At 35.7% G+C, this 18,520-nt stretch carries 14 protein-coding genes and 1 pseudogene; 8 read left to right on the top strand and 7 right to left on the bottom strand.

Annotation, left to right across the window (positions count from 1 at the left end):
- Nucleotides 1-27: 27 nt before the first annotated feature.
- Entirely contained in the window at nucleotides 28-540 is a 513-nt protein-coding gene (locus C9J42_RS09610) for a RimK/LysX family protein (protein WP_107207925.1), read from the bottom strand.
- 85 nt (nucleotides 541-625) lie between these two features.
- On the bottom strand, nucleotides 626-1,252 hold the full coding sequence (locus C9J42_RS09605) for an HAD family phosphatase (RefSeq protein ID WP_107247425.1): 627 nt from the start codon (nucleotides 1,250-1,252) through the stop codon (nucleotides 626-628).
- A 121-nt stretch (nucleotides 1,253-1,373) separates the two neighbouring features.
- Here C9J42_RS09605 and yciH point away from each other — a divergent pair, with 121 nt between their 5' ends.
- On the top strand, nucleotides 1,374-1,697 hold the full coding sequence (gene yciH, locus C9J42_RS09600; protein ID WP_107207928.1) for a stress response translation initiation inhibitor YciH: 324 nt from the start codon (nucleotides 1,374-1,376) through the stop codon (nucleotides 1,695-1,697).
- 123 nt (nucleotides 1,698-1,820) lie between these two features.
- On the opposite strand, the gene C9J42_RS09595 is transcribed toward yciH, so the two are convergent.
- Nucleotides 1,821-3,134 (bottom strand): hypothetical protein, encoded by a 1,314-nt coding sequence (locus tag C9J42_RS09595; protein ID WP_107301953.1) that lies wholly within the window; start codon nucleotides 3,132-3,134, stop codon nucleotides 1,821-1,823.
- Between the two features lie 232 nt (nucleotides 3,135-3,366).
- Between C9J42_RS09595 and dtpA the strand changes: the two genes are divergently transcribed.
- On the top strand, nucleotides 3,367-4,818 hold the full coding sequence (gene dtpA / locus C9J42_RS09590) for a dipeptide/tripeptide permease DtpA (protein ID WP_107207931.1): 1,452 nt from the start codon (nucleotides 3,367-3,369) through the stop codon (nucleotides 4,816-4,818).
- 4 nt (nucleotides 4,819-4,822) lie between these two features.
- Here dtpA and C9J42_RS09585 read toward each other — a convergent pair whose 3' ends face one another.
- The 4 genes and pseudogenes from C9J42_RS09585 to C9J42_RS09570 form a co-directional block, all read right to left on the bottom strand.
- Entirely contained in the window at nucleotides 4,823-5,764 is a 942-nt protein-coding gene (locus C9J42_RS09585) for a patatin family protein (protein WP_107301952.1), read from the bottom strand.
- 62 nt (nucleotides 5,765-5,826) lie between these two features.
- Complete coding sequence (gene cfa, locus C9J42_RS09580) at nucleotides 5,827-6,969, bottom strand: cyclopropane fatty acyl phospholipid synthase (protein ID WP_107301951.1); 1,143 nt, start codon at nucleotides 6,967-6,969, stop codon at nucleotides 5,827-5,829.
- Nucleotides 6,970-7,438: 469 nt separating this feature from the next.
- Nucleotides 7,439-8,329, bottom strand: a complete 891-nt coding sequence (locus C9J42_RS09575) for a fructose bisphosphate aldolase (protein WP_107301977.1) — start codon at nucleotides 8,327-8,329, stop codon at nucleotides 7,439-7,441.
- 146 nt (nucleotides 8,330-8,475) lie between these two features.
- A pseudogene (locus C9J42_RS09570) lies at nucleotides 8,476-9,009 on the bottom strand (FAD-binding domain-containing protein); the annotation flags it as partial.
- Nucleotides 9,010-9,315: 306 nt separating this feature from the next.
- Here C9J42_RS09570 and C9J42_RS09565 point away from each other — a divergent pair.
- From C9J42_RS09565 to C9J42_RS09540, 6 genes are all read left to right on the top strand, one after another.
- Nucleotides 9,316-9,621, top strand: coding sequence for a DUF6482 family protein (locus C9J42_RS09565; protein WP_107247462.1), 306 nt, complete (start codon nucleotides 9,316-9,318; stop codon nucleotides 9,619-9,621).
- A gap of 397 nt (nucleotides 9,622-10,018) precedes the next feature.
- Complete coding sequence (locus C9J42_RS09560; RefSeq protein WP_107301950.1) at nucleotides 10,019-10,819, top strand: C40 family peptidase; 801 nt, start codon at nucleotides 10,019-10,021, stop codon at nucleotides 10,817-10,819.
- 369 nt (nucleotides 10,820-11,188) lie between these two features.
- Complete coding sequence (wecB, locus tag C9J42_RS09555; protein ID WP_107294593.1) at nucleotides 11,189-12,256, top strand: non-hydrolyzing UDP-N-acetylglucosamine 2-epimerase; 1,068 nt, start codon at nucleotides 11,189-11,191, stop codon at nucleotides 12,254-12,256.
- Between the two features lie 2 nt (nucleotides 12,257-12,258).
- Complete coding sequence (locus C9J42_RS09550; RefSeq protein ID WP_107301949.1) at nucleotides 12,259-14,454, top strand: glycosyl transferase family protein; 2,196 nt, start codon at nucleotides 12,259-12,261, stop codon at nucleotides 14,452-14,454.
- Nucleotides 14,454-17,474, top strand: coding sequence for a hypothetical protein (locus C9J42_RS09545; RefSeq protein WP_107301948.1), 3,021 nt, complete (start codon nucleotides 14,454-14,456; stop codon nucleotides 17,472-17,474). The genes C9J42_RS09550 and C9J42_RS09545 overlap by 1 nt, the downstream gene beginning before the upstream one ends.
- On the top strand, nucleotides 17,396-18,319 hold the full coding sequence (locus C9J42_RS09540) for a DUF4434 domain-containing protein (protein ID WP_107301947.1): 924 nt from the start codon (nucleotides 17,396-17,398) through the stop codon (nucleotides 18,317-18,319). Before C9J42_RS09545 ends, C9J42_RS09540 begins: the two co-directional genes overlap by 79 nt.
- Nucleotides 18,320-18,520 lie beyond the last annotated feature (201 nt).

Here is an 18,520-nt window from a genome sequence, read left to right as displayed (position 1 = left end):
TATGACTTACTCTTTGTTTTTTATTATCTAATCGTCAGCATCTTCTTTTGTAACATCAACAAGGTAATCACCTTCTAGCCAGTTACGTCCAATTAAGAGTTTGTATTCTAATTTACTACGATCACGTAAGTTAACAGGAATTGCTTTGTTCTGACCGTTCCAAATCAGATCCATGACAACGGCATAACGACGCTCGACACCTTGCGCATTACGAATTTTACTTACTTTAATAATTTTAGCGGTGTGCGTGACTTCTTGACCAAGCTCATTCTCAGTTGTGAAAGTAATCTTGCGTCCTAAATTATTATGCATACCTTGCTTACTGTCGTCGTTCTCAGTTTTTCCGTCGATTTTGATATTGTAAGCATTGATAGATGTTGTGTTAGCTCCTGTATCTATACGGGCTTTATAATTAATACCAAGATCTTTTACTTTGATCGTTTCAACGGGGCCCACAATGGATTTTCCATCACATTGTGGTGTAGCAAAAGTTGTTCCTGAGGCAAGCAAAAGCACCGCAGAGATAAAAATGTTTTTCACACATACTCCTGAAACAAATAATATATCTATTTACTGATAATAGACTGGATACACCATTATTGGTTCAAGTGATTGTTAAAATTCATTAAAAAGCTTGGATTTCAGGGCTAAACATTGCAAGTACTTCTTCTATTTCTCTTATACAGTCTTGCGTTGGTGTAAAATGCACCGTATTAAACCCGAGTGATTTAGCTGTTTCGATATTAGGATAATGATCATCAATAAAGAGACATTCATGGGGATTAAGATGATAACGTTGACACAAAAGATGAAAGATTTCAGGCTCTGGCTTCATAGTTAGCTCTTTTCCTGAAACAACACCACCGTCAAAAAATGAAATAAAATGATGCTTTTCGTACAAGGTTTCAAAAAAAGCACTACACATATTGGTTAGGTAGTAGGTAGGGTAGTTTTTATCTAGAATTCTAAAAAATAATGCCTCAGTTTCTGGTATTTTTTCCAAACTTAATTGGATATGGTTAATGAAATCCTCCATCCTTTGGCATGAAATTCCTGTCCTTGCTGAAAATTTAGGTATTTCCTCTGCTAGTAGCATAGTCCCACGATCAAGCGCTAACCAATCAGGATGGGCGAGTACTTGTTTCATTAGGATATTTTGCTCATCTATAGATTGAGTAAAAGTATCTACTATTTTCTGTGGATCCCACTCAAATAACACTGCACCAAAATCAAATATAACATTCCGAATCATAAGCTGTTCCGTTTAGTGTTCTTTTCTTGATAATATTAGCTTAAAGCGAATTAGCAAGATTCATATGTGAACTTGAAAGCTTATTCACAATAACCACGTAAACAATGAGACTAATTGCACAATGAATGATAACAGTCGTTTAGTTTTCTCAACCGAAACTGGTCGAATTAAAGAAGAAACTGTAGCACCCGTTCGCCCAAAAGGTGATGGTATTGTCCGTATTCAGCGTGAAACTAAAGGTCGTAAAGGCAAGGGAGTTTCTATTGTCACGGGCTTAGATGTTGAGGACACCCAACTAAAGTTAATTGCTGCCGAATTGAAGAAAGTATGTGGCTGTGGTGGTTCAGTAAAAGATGGAAAAATTGAAATTCAAGGCGATAAGCGTGATGTAATTAAAGCGCACCTTGAGAAAAAAGGTCACACAGTAAAATTAGCTGGCGGTTAAGTCAGCAATATAGAAAAGAGGCCATTAAGCGGCCTCTTTTGCTTTGAAATGAGTTATATTTTTAACGCTCTGAATTTTAATTGAAAAGGCTACAAAGCAGCCTGTTGTAGTGAGTACATCATGTTACTCTGGGCAGCCTGCATCAATCATTGCTTGAATATGTGTACCGTAGAACGAATCGTCTCCGACCCAACCCACAGGATCGGGAGAAATAGCTGTGCCAGGCATGGTTTGATTAGCTGCACTTCTTAGCACTGTGTTGCAATAATCAAAGGAGATACCACCTATCTCATGGCAACTCGCACATGCACCATCGCCAAGTTCAGCAAAGGCAGGGGGATTTGTCCAGCCTTGTGCAGAGATCGGCTGATAGCGAACATTCGGATCAATGTCGTAATCATCAGAAATATCAATTGGCGTGTCGGGGTGAATTAAGAAAACGTTCTTACCTCTATGGCAGTTAGTACAGTTTTCAGCGAGGTTATCACCATTTTGAATATCCGAAATTTTAAACGTTAAATCTTCACCACCTGTAATTCTTCCGCCTGTTTCTTTACTGATATTATCCCAAAAACACGCTTTACCTGTGGTTTTACTTTGGCAAATGATGCCAAGAAATTGTATATATTCACTGCCTGAAGCCCCTAAACTCCAGCGAGGTAGTGCCATACAGGTTCCTGCAACACTAGGATCTTCATAGGCATAAACTTCAGTTCTTCGGCTAGCAAGAAAATCAGTGGTTGCTGTACCTTGGTGTACCCATAAATCAGAGCCCCAATCGGGTGGAATAGGGACATTATTTTCACGGCAAGTCGCAGCATAATCGTCAGTCGTTTCTGGTGGGATCAATATAATATGCGTTAACCAAGAGCGTTGATTTAGAAACTCAAATAGCCAACTGTAATCACCTAAGCGTGAAATAGGGAACAGATGATGTGTCTGTTTACGGAACAAGCGAAAAGAAGAAAGGTATTTATCTTGTGTCTCTTTATCTGCACTGCTTAACATCGCATCAATCATGCTGTTGGAAAATAAGACCTTATCGACCTCATTTTTTTCGTCGAGGTCTTCAAATGCCTTATAGGCTTCGTTAAATGTATTTTGCTGTTCCTCTGTCAAAATAGGTAACACATCATCAACTAATGCGTCTTGCATAGATAAAACCTGATCTTTATCTAGCGTTAACTCATTACCTACCGCGTCATACAACTTATCGTAATAACCGCTTGAGATATCACTGATCAAAAATTTAGGCTCAGGATCATCAGTAGGTTCAGTTTCGTTCTCTGGTGTGCTGGGAAGTTGTTCATCAAGGGGAGGGAGCTCAGCCGTTGGTGTATCAACTTCAGTTGTATTTGTTGTGTCATCAGAGCTTCCTCCTCCACATCCTGTGTAGGCTAAAGAAGCTAATAACACAAAAAGTATCGTGTACTTCATCAATCATTCCTGTACTTATTGTGCTTAGAATCAATTACAGAAAGGATAGTGAGCAATAAATAATCACAAATCGCATAATTAAGAATTGAGGTATAGAAGCAAGAATGTTCTATAGTGAAGGTGTCATATATAAATAAAATTTAAAATAATGCCGCAACATAAAAAGCGCTTACTAAGTAAAATACTATGTTGGAACGGTTACTGAAAATGCATAAAAATAAAGAGAATAGACATGTCAGAACTTAATGTTTTTAAACAACCCAAGCCGTTTTATCTCATTTTTTCCATCGAGTTTTGGGAACGTTTTGGTTTTTATGGCATGCAAGCCATCCTTACCGTTTACTTGGTCGATGTGCTTGCCATGTCAGAAGCCGAGTCATTTACCTTATTTGGCGCATTTTCAGCATTGGTTTTTGGCTCTATTGCTATTGGTGGCTGGGTTGGTGATAAAATTATAGGTACAAAACGCACCATCGTATTGGGTGCAATTGTGCTTATGTTAGGGTATGCACTACTGGGTATTTCAGCGTCAGGCGAATTTAATAGCAAGGAACTGATTTATATTGCGATGGGGTTTATTACTATTGGTAATGGCCTATTTAAAGCGAATCCATCCAGCTTATTAGCTAAAGTTTATGAAAAAAATGATCCACGATTAGATGGTGCTTTCACCATGTATTATATGGCGATTAACCTCGGCTCATTTATCTCTACATTACTTACCCCATGGATATCTGAGCATCTAGGTTATGGAATCGCATTTGGTGTAAGCTCAATTGGTTTATTGATCACCATCGCTAATTTTCTTGTTAGCCGTCGATTAGTAAAGAACATTGGTTCTCAACCAGACAAAGAGCCAGTTAATTACGGTAAGTATTTTATCGTTGTTATAGGAACTATTCTATTAGCGTTTGTGAGTGCATTTTTGTTGCAACATATCTTTTATGCTCACCTGATCCTTGCCGTTGTGGGTGTCACCATTGTTACCTTATATTTCAAAGAAGCATTACAAACGACAGGATTAGAGCGCGCAAAGATGATGGTTGCGTTTGTACTTATGCTACAAGGAATCGTCTTCTTTGTTCTGTATTTTCAAATGCCAACGTCGTTAAATTTTTTCGCTATACACAACATTCACCATAAGATCTTTGGTATCGAAGTACAGCCAGAGCAATTTCAAGCACTCAGTCCATTTTGGATCATGATCTGTAGCCCTATACTCGCCATGGTATATAACAAAACGCGCGAAAACTTTTCCATGCCCTATAAGTTTGCTTTAGGTATGGTGTTATGTAGCTGTGCATTTCTTATATTAACCTTAGGCAGCCATTATGCAGATGCTAACGGTATAATGAGCTCAAATTGGTTAATACTTAGCTACTTATTGCAATCTCTTGGTGAGCTATTAGTTTCAGGATTAGGGCTTGCGATGATAGCCCAATTAGTGCCACAACGGATGATGGGATTTGCCATGGGGATGTGGTTTTTAACATCAGCAACTGCAGCGGTTATTGCAGGGTGGGTGGCAACATTAACAGCCGCACCTAAAGGGGTAACCGATCCACATACAACGCTAGAAATTTATGGTGTAGTGTTTAAAGAAATCGGCGTTATCACGGGTATTATTGCCATAATCACATTGATGATGGCACCTAAACTCACTCGTGTTATACAAGGTAAATAACCCGTTACGCGATTTTACAACATGTACACTGGCAATAAGACATCATCGTCTTAAGGAAATATATTCCCAAATGTTTACCATGTTCATAATCGTGATTTAATGAAGTTATATCACTACCAATAAGTTTAGATTTCAAAGACTTATGCGGGAAGATTTCATAAATATTAACATCATCAGGAGGGTTGGCAATAAAGTGTTCACTCTCGCTATAGCTTTTCTCGTGTAATAACAGCATATCAATTAATGTTGCTGCTTTAGTTTTTGATAAGCCTGCTTTTACTTTATGTAACCATTCATGATTCGCGCTAAGGCCAATAGGGTTAGTGCGAATAACAACAATGTTTTTAAAACCACGGTTATAGGCTTCTTTAGCTGGAATTGGAGCATTAAGGCCACCATCAACCCAATAATTATTATCAGAATAAATAGGTTGACGGTTTAATACAGGAATAGCACAAGAGGCTTTTAAGCGTTGATCCCATGAGTCAGAATTTAAATCAAAAAATCCCGCTTGATGGTGATCAATACCTGAAGCACTAGCAAGCACCGTTTTATTTTGCATATTACGGCGACCCGTTTCCCAGTGTAACTTTAATGTGGTTTGGGTTTGTTCTAATAACCAATCCAAATCCATACCACCTCGATTTGAAAACAGTTTGGAATAGCTAAAAAACTTCTTCTTGGTGGTGATTTCTGTGATCACACGATAAGCATGTTTTTTTTGTTCACAGATATATGAGGCAAGATTTAATGAACCAGCAGAAGTACCAATTAATAACGAAAATGGATTAAACTCATGCTCAAGAAACGCATCTAAAACACCTGCAGTAAAAATACCTCGTTGGCCTCCGCCTTCAGTAACAAGTGCGATATCTGAAATATTTTTTTTGGTAGCACAAAGAGCTTCAAAATTATGACGACAATATGAGATATGTTTTCCAGTCATGGTTAAATCCATTTTAGTTAAAAAATACCGATAATTTTAACCTAAAAATTATCGGTATTTGTTTACGCAGCACGAACATGTAATGGTAATTCACAACCATTTTTTGTTAGTGAAAATTGTAATAGGTTTAAATCACGACTTCTAAATGCACCAGCACAACTTAATAAGTAATAACGCCACATACGATAGAAACGGTCGTTATATTGATCAGATATTTTATGCCAGTTACGTTCAAAGTTTTCACACCATGCCATTAACGTCTGATCATAATCAGGACCAAAGTTATGAATATCTTCAATATTCATTTTTCCTTCAAGCGCACTGCTTAATTGTGTAATAGATGGAACAACACCATTAGGAAAAATATATTTATTAATCCACGGGTCAGTTTGATTCACTGATACTGGGCTACCAATAGTATGTAAAAGGAAAATACCATTATCTTTTAAAAAACGATTAGCGCAATTAAAAAACTCGGTATAATTTTCAGGACCTACGTGTTCAATCATGCCTATAGAAACAATGCGATCATATTGTTGAACTGGCTGATACTCACGATAATCTTCTAAAATAATTCTTACAGGTAGCCCTTTATTATCTGCAATATTTTGACCTAGTTTCATTTGCTCTTGGGATAACGTTAAGCCATCACAAATAACACCATATTTTTCAGCAGCATAGTTCATAAAACTAGACCAACCACAACCAATGTCTAACAAGCGCATACCTGATTTCAAATCCAGTTTTCGACAAATTAATTCCATTTTATTTTCTTGAGCTTCGTTTAGATTCTTTGCTCCTTTCCAATATGCGCAAGTATAAGCCATACGATCATCTAACATATTAGTATATAAATCGTTACCAATATCATAATGGAAAGGAACATCTTCTTTTACACGAGATACAGATTGATGATTGATGAGATTTTTTAGTTTAGATACGCCAATTTTAGCTGCTATTTTAAACTTATCTGTGCTTGAAAGTTTTTCTTCAATATTTGAACGTAATAATTTGCTTATTAGAATATCAATTCTTTGGCAATCCCATAGGTGATCCATATACCCTTCACCAAAGGCAATAGTTCCTTGAGATAAAATATTATCGAAAAGCTTATCGTCGTTAACGATAATATCCCACGGACGGTCACCATTAATTTTAATGTCAGCTTGATTTAAAAGATTAGAAAAAAGTTCTTTATTAGGCATAACAGACCCTGATTATTATTGATAATATACAATGATTTTTAATAATGTATGTGATTTATTTTTTAATTCTCAGGAATAGTATCAAACATATATTTTTATAAAATTCAAAATAGATGAAAGTGATATTAAGATTTACTAAAAATAATAAAGTATTAAACCGACATACATTTAAATACGAATTGTTCTTAAGTTAGAAGTATTATATCGCGGATGTTTTTTTCTGTATTTAGAGTTAAAGACACAAAAAAACTAAATACAGACATGGGGCATGAATAATTTTACTGTGATGTTGGGGAGTTAAAATTAAAAAAACAACGGGTAAGGAAATCAGAATCTATTTTTTACAAAGTAGAAATAGAAAGTGATTAAGAAGGATCAAAAAAACGGCGATCAAACATGTTGATCGCCGTGGCAGTAATTAATTCCAACATAACTTAACCATGAGCAGCTAAGTTATTTACTTACAAACTTAGGTGCGGGAAGCTTGATAAATAGGTTCGATTGTTTCTGCCAAAGCAGCATCAAACTCAGATTGAGGCTGATCTGCATATAAATCATCGGTAAGTACACGAGAGAAACTTGCAATAATACCGTTGTTTTTAGATAACTTTTCACACGCTTTCATAAGTGGAAATCCACCTGATAAAGCAACCACTCTAATTACATTAGGGTGTGAGATCGTATCAGCGTATAAATTAGGTTGCTCTGGAAGTGTGAGTTTTAGCATAACGTAATGGCTAGGGTGTAAATTATCTAATTGAGACATTAACTCACGATTTAAGATAATTTCAGCCTGCGCTTTTTCTGGGCTATCAATACTCACTTCAGGCTCAATAATAGGCACTAAACCAGCATTGATAATTTGTTGAGCAAATAGAATTTGCTGTGCAACCACATCTCTAATACCTTGTTCATTGGCTTCCCAAATCACTGAGCGCATTTTAGTGCCGAATACATCTTTAGCTTTTGCTTTAGCTAAGAGTTGATCTAGCTCTGGCATTGGTTTCATTAATTGTACGCCATTAGCTTTATCTTCTAAGCCTTTATCGACTTTTAAAAAGGGAACAACACCTTTTTCTTCCCATAAATATTGTGACGTTGGTTTGCCTTCAATTTCACGGTCTAACGTATTTTCAAATAAAATTGCACCGATAATACGATCACTAGTGAAGACTGGGCTTGTAATAATACGAGAGCGCATGGCATGAACAAGATCATACATTTGTTCGTCATTATTGTAGTCTGATTCATTAATACCATAAGCTTTTAATGCTTTAGGTGTGCTGCCGCCACTTTGGTCAAGTGCTGCAATGAAACCATCTTGAGTACGCATTTTTTCTAGTTGTTTTGAAAATGTCATCATAATTCCCCCTGGGGCTACTTGTGATTCAATGCCACATGCTTCAGCGTTTCTACAGATTTATTATCTTTCTAACTTGTTACAAACTATAACGAATAATTTTATTGCTGAATTTGTAACTTTTGACAATTAAAAGCTAAAAACAGTCACTGCGTGTTTTTAGTTCTTACATGTCGGTTAAGTATCGCATTTACCTCTGATTTAACATCATCACGGGCTAGCCATCCCCATAAACGTTCTCTCGCTTTTATGGAACTGCGAGCCAGATCAATAATGGGGGAAAGATAACGGCTGTTGTTATCTAGTTGGTACATCACAACTTCTAATTCAGTAAGCGTCCAAGGCTCAAATAACAAAGGAACAGGGATATTTGCTAATTCAGGTACCCATTTATGGATAAACTCACCATTAGGATCATGTTCTTTAGCTTGCTTAGTCGGATTATAAAGACGAATAGTGTTAATACTTGTAACTCCAGCTTGCACTTGGAATTGGCTGCAATGAATAGCGGGGTAGAAATATAAAAACAATTGGGCAAGGTGAGTGACATCGTCATGCCAGTCAATATTTAAGTGGTGGGTAAGAAAGTTAACAAGCATTGAACGCATTCTGAAATTGATATAGCCGGTGCGATACAAACATCGCCTGCAAGCACCTATAAGAGGGATCCCAGTATTACCGTGAAAGATAAAGACTTGGCTATTTACACAGCAAACTGATGGTTCATATCTTCCAATGATTGGCCGATAAATCGCAATAAGCCACACACATTTACTTTTTTCATCAATCTAGAGTACTTGTATGATTAAAACAATGTATACCCAAGCGACTTCAATATGCCTGATTCAGAGCTAAGGTCGTCTCGCTGAACACTGCATCTTGAGGTTGCTTGGGTATATAACATTGCGAAGTAAATAATCTTTTTTCTCACTTGGTACGTAACAGTCATTACGCTTAATGTTTAAAACAAAGAGAAGAGACACATGATGACGATGCCACTAAGTAAACTAGAAAAATTCTTTTACATTGATAAATTGGTTGTTCATTCGTTAGATCTATCATTGTATCAAGTATCAGTGGTTATAGATGAACAAGAGCATTACATTACTAATGAAAAAGGTGATTACATCAAAGCGATTTCTATATTAGAAATACAAAAAATATGCAGGAAATTAAAAGTAAAAACCTGGGTACTTAGGCAACAAAGTGCTTACGATGAAATGATAGGTATGCCAAATGGCAAACAAGATAATACGTTAGAAGTTCCATTAAGCAATAATAAACTGTATTAATCATGAAAAATTGTTATTACTGAGCATAATAAATAAGGTGCTTTTATTGTTATTTTTAATCATTGTCTATAAATGACAACAAAACGATAATCAATATATTTAAATATAAACAGAGCCATTCATAAGGTGAATGATTGTGTGATAAATAGCTGCATATTTCTGTAAATAAAATCGAATTATTGCTAAATAATCAATGTATACTATTCATAGTGATGACTAATAGCTTATTTTTCAAAAATAAAAAGTTAGTAATATCTAATATCTGTTTTTATAACTGTCTATTCTCTATAGAATCAAAGTCATAATACTAACTATCGAAAAAAGCAATATCTTGCTTATTAAGTTGCAATAATAAGCGATTATATTAGTAGACGATAAAAACATAGCAGCATCACTCATGTCTTCATATCGCCTTAAAAACGTATTAAAAGCTAAATTAAGAAAGACGTTATTATTGTCCTTAATAGCTTTACCGATAACAGCATTCGCACATACGCATTCTGAACATCATGTTGAACTTGATAAAAAACATCATTCAAATATTCATCATCATGTAGTTACTCACCATTACAGTCATAATATTGAACATAAACATAGCAAAACACCAAAACATAGTGAGAAGCATGAAACGCATCATGCACATTCAACACACCACAGCACAAATCATCATGTAGTGCATAAATCGCATTACTCACACCATGATAGTCACTCAAGGCATCATGTTAGTGCTAGGAGGCATAGAATTCCTGTCGATTACTACACCTTGAAAGGGCATTACGTACATCACAGATCATTTTGGTCTGATGTCAGGAATTTGAGGCTGTCTCAAAAATGGCGTTCTAAGATCTGGCATGCTTATTCACATTGGGCGCATACGCCATACCTTTATGGTGGTAACTCACATCATGGTATTGATTGCTCAGCATTTGTTCGTCGAGTGTTTAATGAGGTCTATCATGTACATTTACCAAGAACTACATTACAGCAAGTAAAATTAGGTTATAAAGTTAGAAAAGAAAACCTTCACTATGGTGATTTAGTCTTCTTTAAAACCAGTGGCTGGCATCACCATGTTGGAATCTACTTAGATCACGGACGTTTTGTGAATGCAACAAGTTCACGCGGTGTGGCTATATCCAATATTAATCATCCCTATTGGCGTAAACGTCTATGGCAAATACGTCGATTAGTTGATTAGACGATTAATGAAATAAAGTAAACTAAGTGCTGCTGATATAGTGGCACTTTTTTTATATGTATATGAATAAAAAATTGAAATAAAGATTTGAAATTATTCATTTAGAAACTATAAATATACTAATAATTTATAAAGTCTATCTCGTATTACTTTAGATGTCTGATTTTAAATCAACTCATCTATTAACTGGTACCTATTAGCTCAGTTATATGACATTAACATTAAATATTTATTAAATTTAATTAAGTTCAAGTTGTACGAGTTGTACGGTTTATACAATTTAAAAAATAAATGTAAACATTTCAATTAGTAAACACTATTTTTTCATGGATGGAATATTACACTTTATATTATTAATAGGTGAGGATAATGGAGAAAAAAACATTAATTATTACAGGGACAAGACCTGAAATAATAAAAATGGCTCCGGTGTATACTGAATTTAAGAATCAAGATAAAACTATTGAATGGTGTCACACAGGTCAACATGATTCTCTTGCAGAGCAAACATTTGAAGTCTTTGATATTAAACCTGATTATATATTTCAACGTCCTACAGGCACTACATTAGTTGATCTTTTATCTGGCTTAATGACAAATATTCAATCGTTGCTGCAAAAAAATAGCTACGATTGCGTTTTGGTTCATGGTGATACAAGCTCAACCCTTGCAGGGGCTTTAGCTGCGTATTACGCAAAAGTACCTTGTATTGGACACGTTGAAGCAGGGCTTCGATCTGGCAACTTACAACATCCATTTCCGGAAGAATCTAATAGAACATTAGTCGCTCGCATTGCGAATTTACATTTTTCCCCTACTGACATTGCACAAAAAGCATTATTAGCAGAAGGGATTAATATAGATACAACAGTTGTAACGGGCAATACCATAATTGATACACAAAAGTTATTAATAAATAAAGGGTTAGTGAACCATACGGTGAATAATACAGTTTTAGTTACGACTCATCGACGTGAAAATTGGCAATCCATTTGCACAATCAGCCAAGCAATTAAATATCTCTCCTCAATTAAGCCCGAATTAGATTTTGTCGTTGTCGTACATCCCAACCCAACAGTGAAGCAAGCCGTGTTAGATAACTTAAGTGGTATTGAAAATATTACCATTGTTGAGCCGTTAGATTACCTAGCGCTTCAACAACTATTAGCTTCTTCTGTTTTAATAATGACCGATTCTGGTGGTATTCAAGAAGAGGCACCGACTTATGGCACGCCTGTTGTGATTTTACGAGAAACGACAGAGCGACCAGAAGCAATACATTTAGGTTTATCAAAACTTGCAGGAGCAAAAGATTATAAATCTATTGTAGATGCGGCCTTAACATTATTATCTATTGGTAAATCAGACGCTTGCTTTAATCCATATGGTAAAGGAAATGCATCCAAAATCATTCTCCAACGAGTGCAAGAGTTCTAATTATGGATATGTTCGATATTTTCATTTATTACCTATATGGATTACGTCTCGTTTTATTTGTGACTATGGTGATCTTATGTATTTGCGGTATCGATGATCTATTTGTTGATATTTATTACTGGGTGCGTCACTTATGGCGTAAAGGAACCGTTTATAAAAAATTCACACGTAAAAACGTGGATGATCTTTATCAAAAACATGAACAACCACTGGCTATCATGGTACCAGCCTGGCAGGAATTTGGTGTTATTGACAAAATGGCTGAGCTTACCGCATCAAGTTTGGATTATGAAAATTATCAAATATTTGTAGGCACTTACCCGAACGATCCTGAAACCCAAGCTGATGTTGATCGTGTTTGTATGCGATTTCCTAACGTGCATAAAATTGTGTGTGCAAGGCCAGGGCCGACCAGCAAGGCCGACTGCTTAAATAATGTTATCTCATCAATTATTGAATTTGAGAAAAAGGCGAAAATTGAATTTTCAGGTTTTATTTTGCATGACGCTGAAGACATTGTATCGCCAATGGAATTACGTCTTTACAACTACTTATTGCCTGAAAAAGATCTCATTCAGTTACCTGTTTATCCCTATACTCGCAAATGGTATCAAATGACGCCTGGGCATTATGCGGATGAATTTGCAGAATTACATGGCAAAGATGTTGTGGTCCGTGAAGCCATAGCAGGGCAAGTACCTAGTGCAGGTGTTGGTACCTGTTTTAGTCGCAGAGCTATTTTAAAACTATTGGTTACCGGTGATGGTTTAGCGTTCGATGTTCAATCATTAACTGAAGATTATGAGATAGGTTTACGCTTAAAACAGTGGGGCATGAGCGAGATATTTGTACGTTTTCCTATTATCGATAAAGAACAACCAACACTAAAAGAATCGTCATTAGGCGTATCCCTGCATGATGGTAGTGTAGTTTGTGTTCGTGAACATTTTCCGACAACCTTTACCGCCGCAGTACGTCAAAAAAGCCGTTGGATAGTGGGTATCGTGTTTCAGGGCTTTAATAAACAAAAATGGACCAATGACTGGAAGTTAAATTATTTTTTGTGGCGTGATAGAAGAGGCTTTATTAATAATACGATAGGCTTTTTGTCTATGGTTATTTTCCTTCAATTAGTGGCGCTCAGTATTTATTCTTACTTTGTGAAAGATGGTTATCATTTTTTGTCAATTATTGCTGATAATAAAGTGACTCAAGTACTATTAGTGATTAACACTTTCCTACTAATCAACCGCTTATTACAACGATTTTATTTTGTTAGCCGATATTATGGTTACTTTGAAGGTTTCCTATCATTGCTACGTTTATGTTGGGGAACGGTGATTAACTTTGCAGCTAATGTACGTGCGATTCGTCAAGTAATTCAACAAGGTGATGTTCATCGTGTTGCTTGGGATAAAACGACCCATGATTTTCCAACGCTTGCTAATGATTCACGAAAGCAACCACTTGGTGAGATATTAAAACGTAACATGAAAATTTCAGAAGAGATGCTAACAAGTGTCCTTCTTGATATGCCTAAAAATCGCTTGATAGGCTCGTATTTAGTTGAGCAAGGCATAGTCAGCAATGATGATTTAAGTCAAGCGATTGCAGAACAATTTGAAGAAGAATTTGAACACTGTGATCCCTTTGAATTAGATCCTTCACTCATACATCTATTACCTAAAAAACTGGCCTTAAAATACTCGGTACTACCTTTGCGGAAAGATGGTAATACTTTGATTTTAGGAAAAGAAATGCCATTAAGCCCTGTCGCAAAAGCAACAATTTCGAGACGTTTAAAGTGCCCAGTAAAATCAGTGATTACTACTAATGGTGCAGTGACACTAGGGTTAAGATACTGGTATCTAGAACAAAAAGGGATCAACCCTTATCACATAATTAAGACCATGGTCGGTCACCATAAATACTCAAAAGCCAAATATAAGCCTTTGATTGATAAATACTATGCAACACAAAGTCAGTTGGGTCAGTGTTTGTTAATGAGTAGGGCAATTGAACCTGCTGTATTACATCAAGCAATTCTTGCTTATGAAAACGAGCATGAAAAAAGCTTCGGAAAGTTTTTGATTAATCATCGTTATGTAACCAAAGAAGTAATTGATAAAGCACTTGAATTACAAGTCGACCAACAAATGAATGTTGATAACCTTATTAATGAGTGTAAACAGTACTAATGAATTATATCGATAAAGCCTTAATCGCTACCGCTTGTACATTATTAAGTATCAGAGTAGATGCTGATGACAATATTTACACTAATTTGTCGGACCTTGAGCATTTTCGTACATACCCGTATATTGATAAAGCATATAAAAAGCAAAACAATCAACAATACAATGTAGCATTAGAAGAGCTTAATAACGCATTAGCGATTGTTCCAACCCATATTCCTTTTTTAAAATTTGGTTATCAGCTAGCAGTCAAAGCCGAGAAACCGATCAACGTTCAACTCAAGTATCTAACTAAAATTCCGAAGAGTAAAAGGGGGGATGACATTCTTAATGTTTGGCTTGAGGATGCCAAGACCGGCAAGATCTATACGGATACACAACTACAACGTATTGCTGGTACGTTAACAACTAAACAGATGAAAAACTTCTTTATTTATAATGTTTATAAACTCTTAAAAAAATATAATGCAGAAACTGCAGTTGAGTGGTCGTACAGTAAGCCTCAAAAATATAAATCATTAGCAACTTTGCATTTTGAAGCATATAACCTTTATGCAATAAAAAATTATGAAAAAGCACAGCCATTGCTAGAAAAGCTTTATGAGTCATCACACAGCAACCAAACATATTTAAAATTTTTAGCCTTGAATACACTCGCAAATGGTGATGAAACTCAAGCATTAAAATATGCGGAAAAGATAATATCAGACAGTAATCATAAAGACTTTTACAACCAGTATATAGAGCACCTATTATCAACTTATCAATACCGTAAAGCCAAAGTTGAGCTCAATAAATTATACGATAATAATGAGCTACCAGAATCTTTCACTAAACAGCGTGATTACCTTAATTCATTGGATCAACAAACGCTCAAAGAATTTTCGGTAATGTCAGATTGTTTAAAAAAGACAGTAACCAAGATCAGTACAAATAAAGCAGCACTAGCGCAATTTCAGTTTAAAAACTGTGAGCCGGAAACTGACTCAGTAATGTGGATTAAACTGGCAAGTGAATTGAATTTATATACACAAATTGAAAACACTCAATTTAATCAACCAAGCGCTAAGAAGATGAAAAAAGAGGTGTTGTTAACACATTATAAACAACAACAAAAATGGTTAAAAATCATAAACGAATTAAAAGATGATGGCTATAAATCACAATCATTATCACGCGATTTGGCTTATGCCTATTCACAGGTAAATCAATATAATAAATCTGCTCAGATCTTTTTTCTCATCTATAAAAACAACCATCAGAATAGCGATTTAAACCATGCTATTTTTAATGCATTACAGTCGCCAAATGGTGATGAAATTGCAGCATCGATGGTTAACTATGGATTTAAAATACAGAAAAGAAAATTACTCGCTGACCCAAAGTTTGTTAATAACATTCTAAATATGATGCAACGTAACGTAAGATTATTTTCACCACAGAGTATTGCAGCCGCCAACCGGAAAATAGTGACATTGTCACCTAAAGTTTGGGGGATACAGCATCAATGTCATTTGATAGAAGGCTTATCTACTAATGATGACTTTTTAAAACAAGCAATCGCATATTGTGTTGCTGATAAGGATCCGCTGAAGGCAGCTAAACATTACCAATCTTCGCTTAAGCAACAACCCACCAAAGAACAAGCATTACTATTAGCAGAATGGTTTGCAAAAGCAAACGAATATCAAGCCAGTTCGACATATTGGCTTAAAGCGGTGCGTAACAGTACTGACCTAAAAGGGCTTACGCCATATTCACGTTATCTGTTTATTCATACACTTACTAAGGTAGGTGAACCAAAACTGGCTAATCAGTCTTGGTTAGAATCAGACTTTGATAAGAAAAATGTGCAATGGTGGGAGTTAGGCATTGATATTGCTAAAAGGTTAGAAGACCAAGAAATATTGATTGCACGTATAGAGCAGGGAGTTGATCACACACAATCAGCAGTATTAACACAGTATCTAGCCGAACACATAGTGACAACTAGCGATAGTAGATTAGCTAACAAACTATTTGAAAATGATAAAACGGGCAATGCGAGTGCATTACTGGGCTATCAAACCTATAAAAAAGATCCACAGTTAGCACTACGTGCATTTGAAAGTGCATATCGTTATCCGAAGCACAAAAAAAATGTAGATATGATCTCTCAATATGCTGATCTTGAATATAAAAATGGCAATCTTAGCAATGCACAACAGCTTTATAAGTCTGCGATTGATCAAGTACTTGAACAAAAAGAAGCTAATCCGAAATTATTAGCGTACTTACAAAGCTCACATAAGAATATTGATTTAGGCTGGAAATACAATGTTTCTGGTTGGGTAGGAACAGATCAACAAAATGCGATACCTGGACTAACTAACAGCACAGGCAATTACTTTTTATACGAAGAAGCCAAATACTATTTTGAAAAACCTTGGTTACCACGTTCTGCTTTTTCGATTGCGGCGTTAAGTAATGGGGGATTTGAAAATAAGTTATCGGACAATATCACCGATATAGACTTATCATATCAAATTCAGCCCTTTGCTAAACATAACAGCTACTTAAAAGCAGGCGTACGTCAGCGAGTTATTGGAAAAGATCGTAAAACACGACCTTACCTTCGTATTAGTTCCAACGTATTATCAAATGATAAATGGTCAAAAGATTGGAAGCCAGAGTCTGACCAGTGGCTATATCAAAGTCTTTATGCTGATGGTCTAATTTACGTTGATAATTTACATGATTATATTTTGTTTGCTCGCTACGAAATAGGTAACACATTTAAAATTAAAGAGAAATACCAGCAAAGGCTTACTCCATATACATTTGTACAATGGGCCGACGACAGTGAAGACATATCGACTGTTGTTGGCTTGGGAGTAAGTTGGAACTTTAAATTGTTTAACACAAAATACAATGGCTTGAACCTAGATTCAGAAGTAGGTCTTGAATGGCAACATACAGTAGAAAGTTCACAACGCAACAAATCAGACGATGCTGCATTAGTACGGTATTCCTTTTCCTTTTAATCGGTTGCCAGAACACAGCCCAGAAAAACGATCTCAGCATCTTTTACCAACCACTCAATCAAGACTACGATATTTCAATAAAGCAATGGCAGCATTTTGGAACTGAAATAAAAAAGCTAGGCGTTCAAAATGTTGTTATCCAATGGACGCAATATGGCAATGAAACTTTTGGTGAATCACATGGTTGGCTTGCTAAGCGGATGGAAGTACTTCAAGACAACAATATAAAGCTATGGGTTGGCTTATATTCAGATCCCAATTATTTTCGACAAATACATACAGATCAAACCGCACAAAAAGTATATTTAAAGCAATATTTCGATAAGTTACATGAATCCTATTTACAATGGCGAGTATGGTTAAAGGTATATGCTAATAAAGTCCAAGGGTTATATTTACCATTGGAATTAAGCGATTATGACTTCAAAACACCAGCTCAAAGAGAACAGCTGGCAGAGATCTTAGCGCAACAAGTGAAGTTATACGATCAGCCATTAATGATAAGCCTTTATCTATCGGGTGAATTACCTCAAAAACAGATAAAGCTATGGACAGAGAAACTTACGAACTTGGGTTTAATTGTCTACGTACAAAATGGTGCGGGAACTCAAGCATTATCGGCAGATGAACGGCATGCATACTTAAATGATTTAGACTGTAATGTCGGCATTATCCGCGAAATCTTCGTGCAAGACAAAGCATCTAAAAGTTTCAAAGCTGATCGTATAAGTAAAGGAAAACTCGACGGCATTTTGAACGAAAAAAACTGCCATCCAGACGCTATGTTTTCTTTACGTTACTTACCCATCAATTCCAATCCATTGAAATTAGTTGGCGAAAAGTAATTTCATTGTGGGTATATTTTTTATATTTAAAATTGAAATATAAATTTGCAGTAAATTATATTTCAATTAAATAAGAGAGCGCTATGTCGCTCTTTTTTAGTTTTAAGTATATGTAATTCCTGATGTTGGAGAGAATATAAGTACCTTTTCCTTACAATCATTTTAAACGGTGTATTATTTTTTTCTTTTTATAATTGAATA

Origin of the sequence: Photobacterium sp. GB-56, from assembly GCF_003026105.1 — a bacterium.
In the GTDB taxonomy this organism is placed as follows: domain Bacteria; phylum Pseudomonadota; class Gammaproteobacteria; order Enterobacterales; family Vibrionaceae; genus Photobacterium.
Note: the sequence above shows the minus strand (reverse complement) of the source record. Positions and strands in the feature narration are given on the sequence as shown.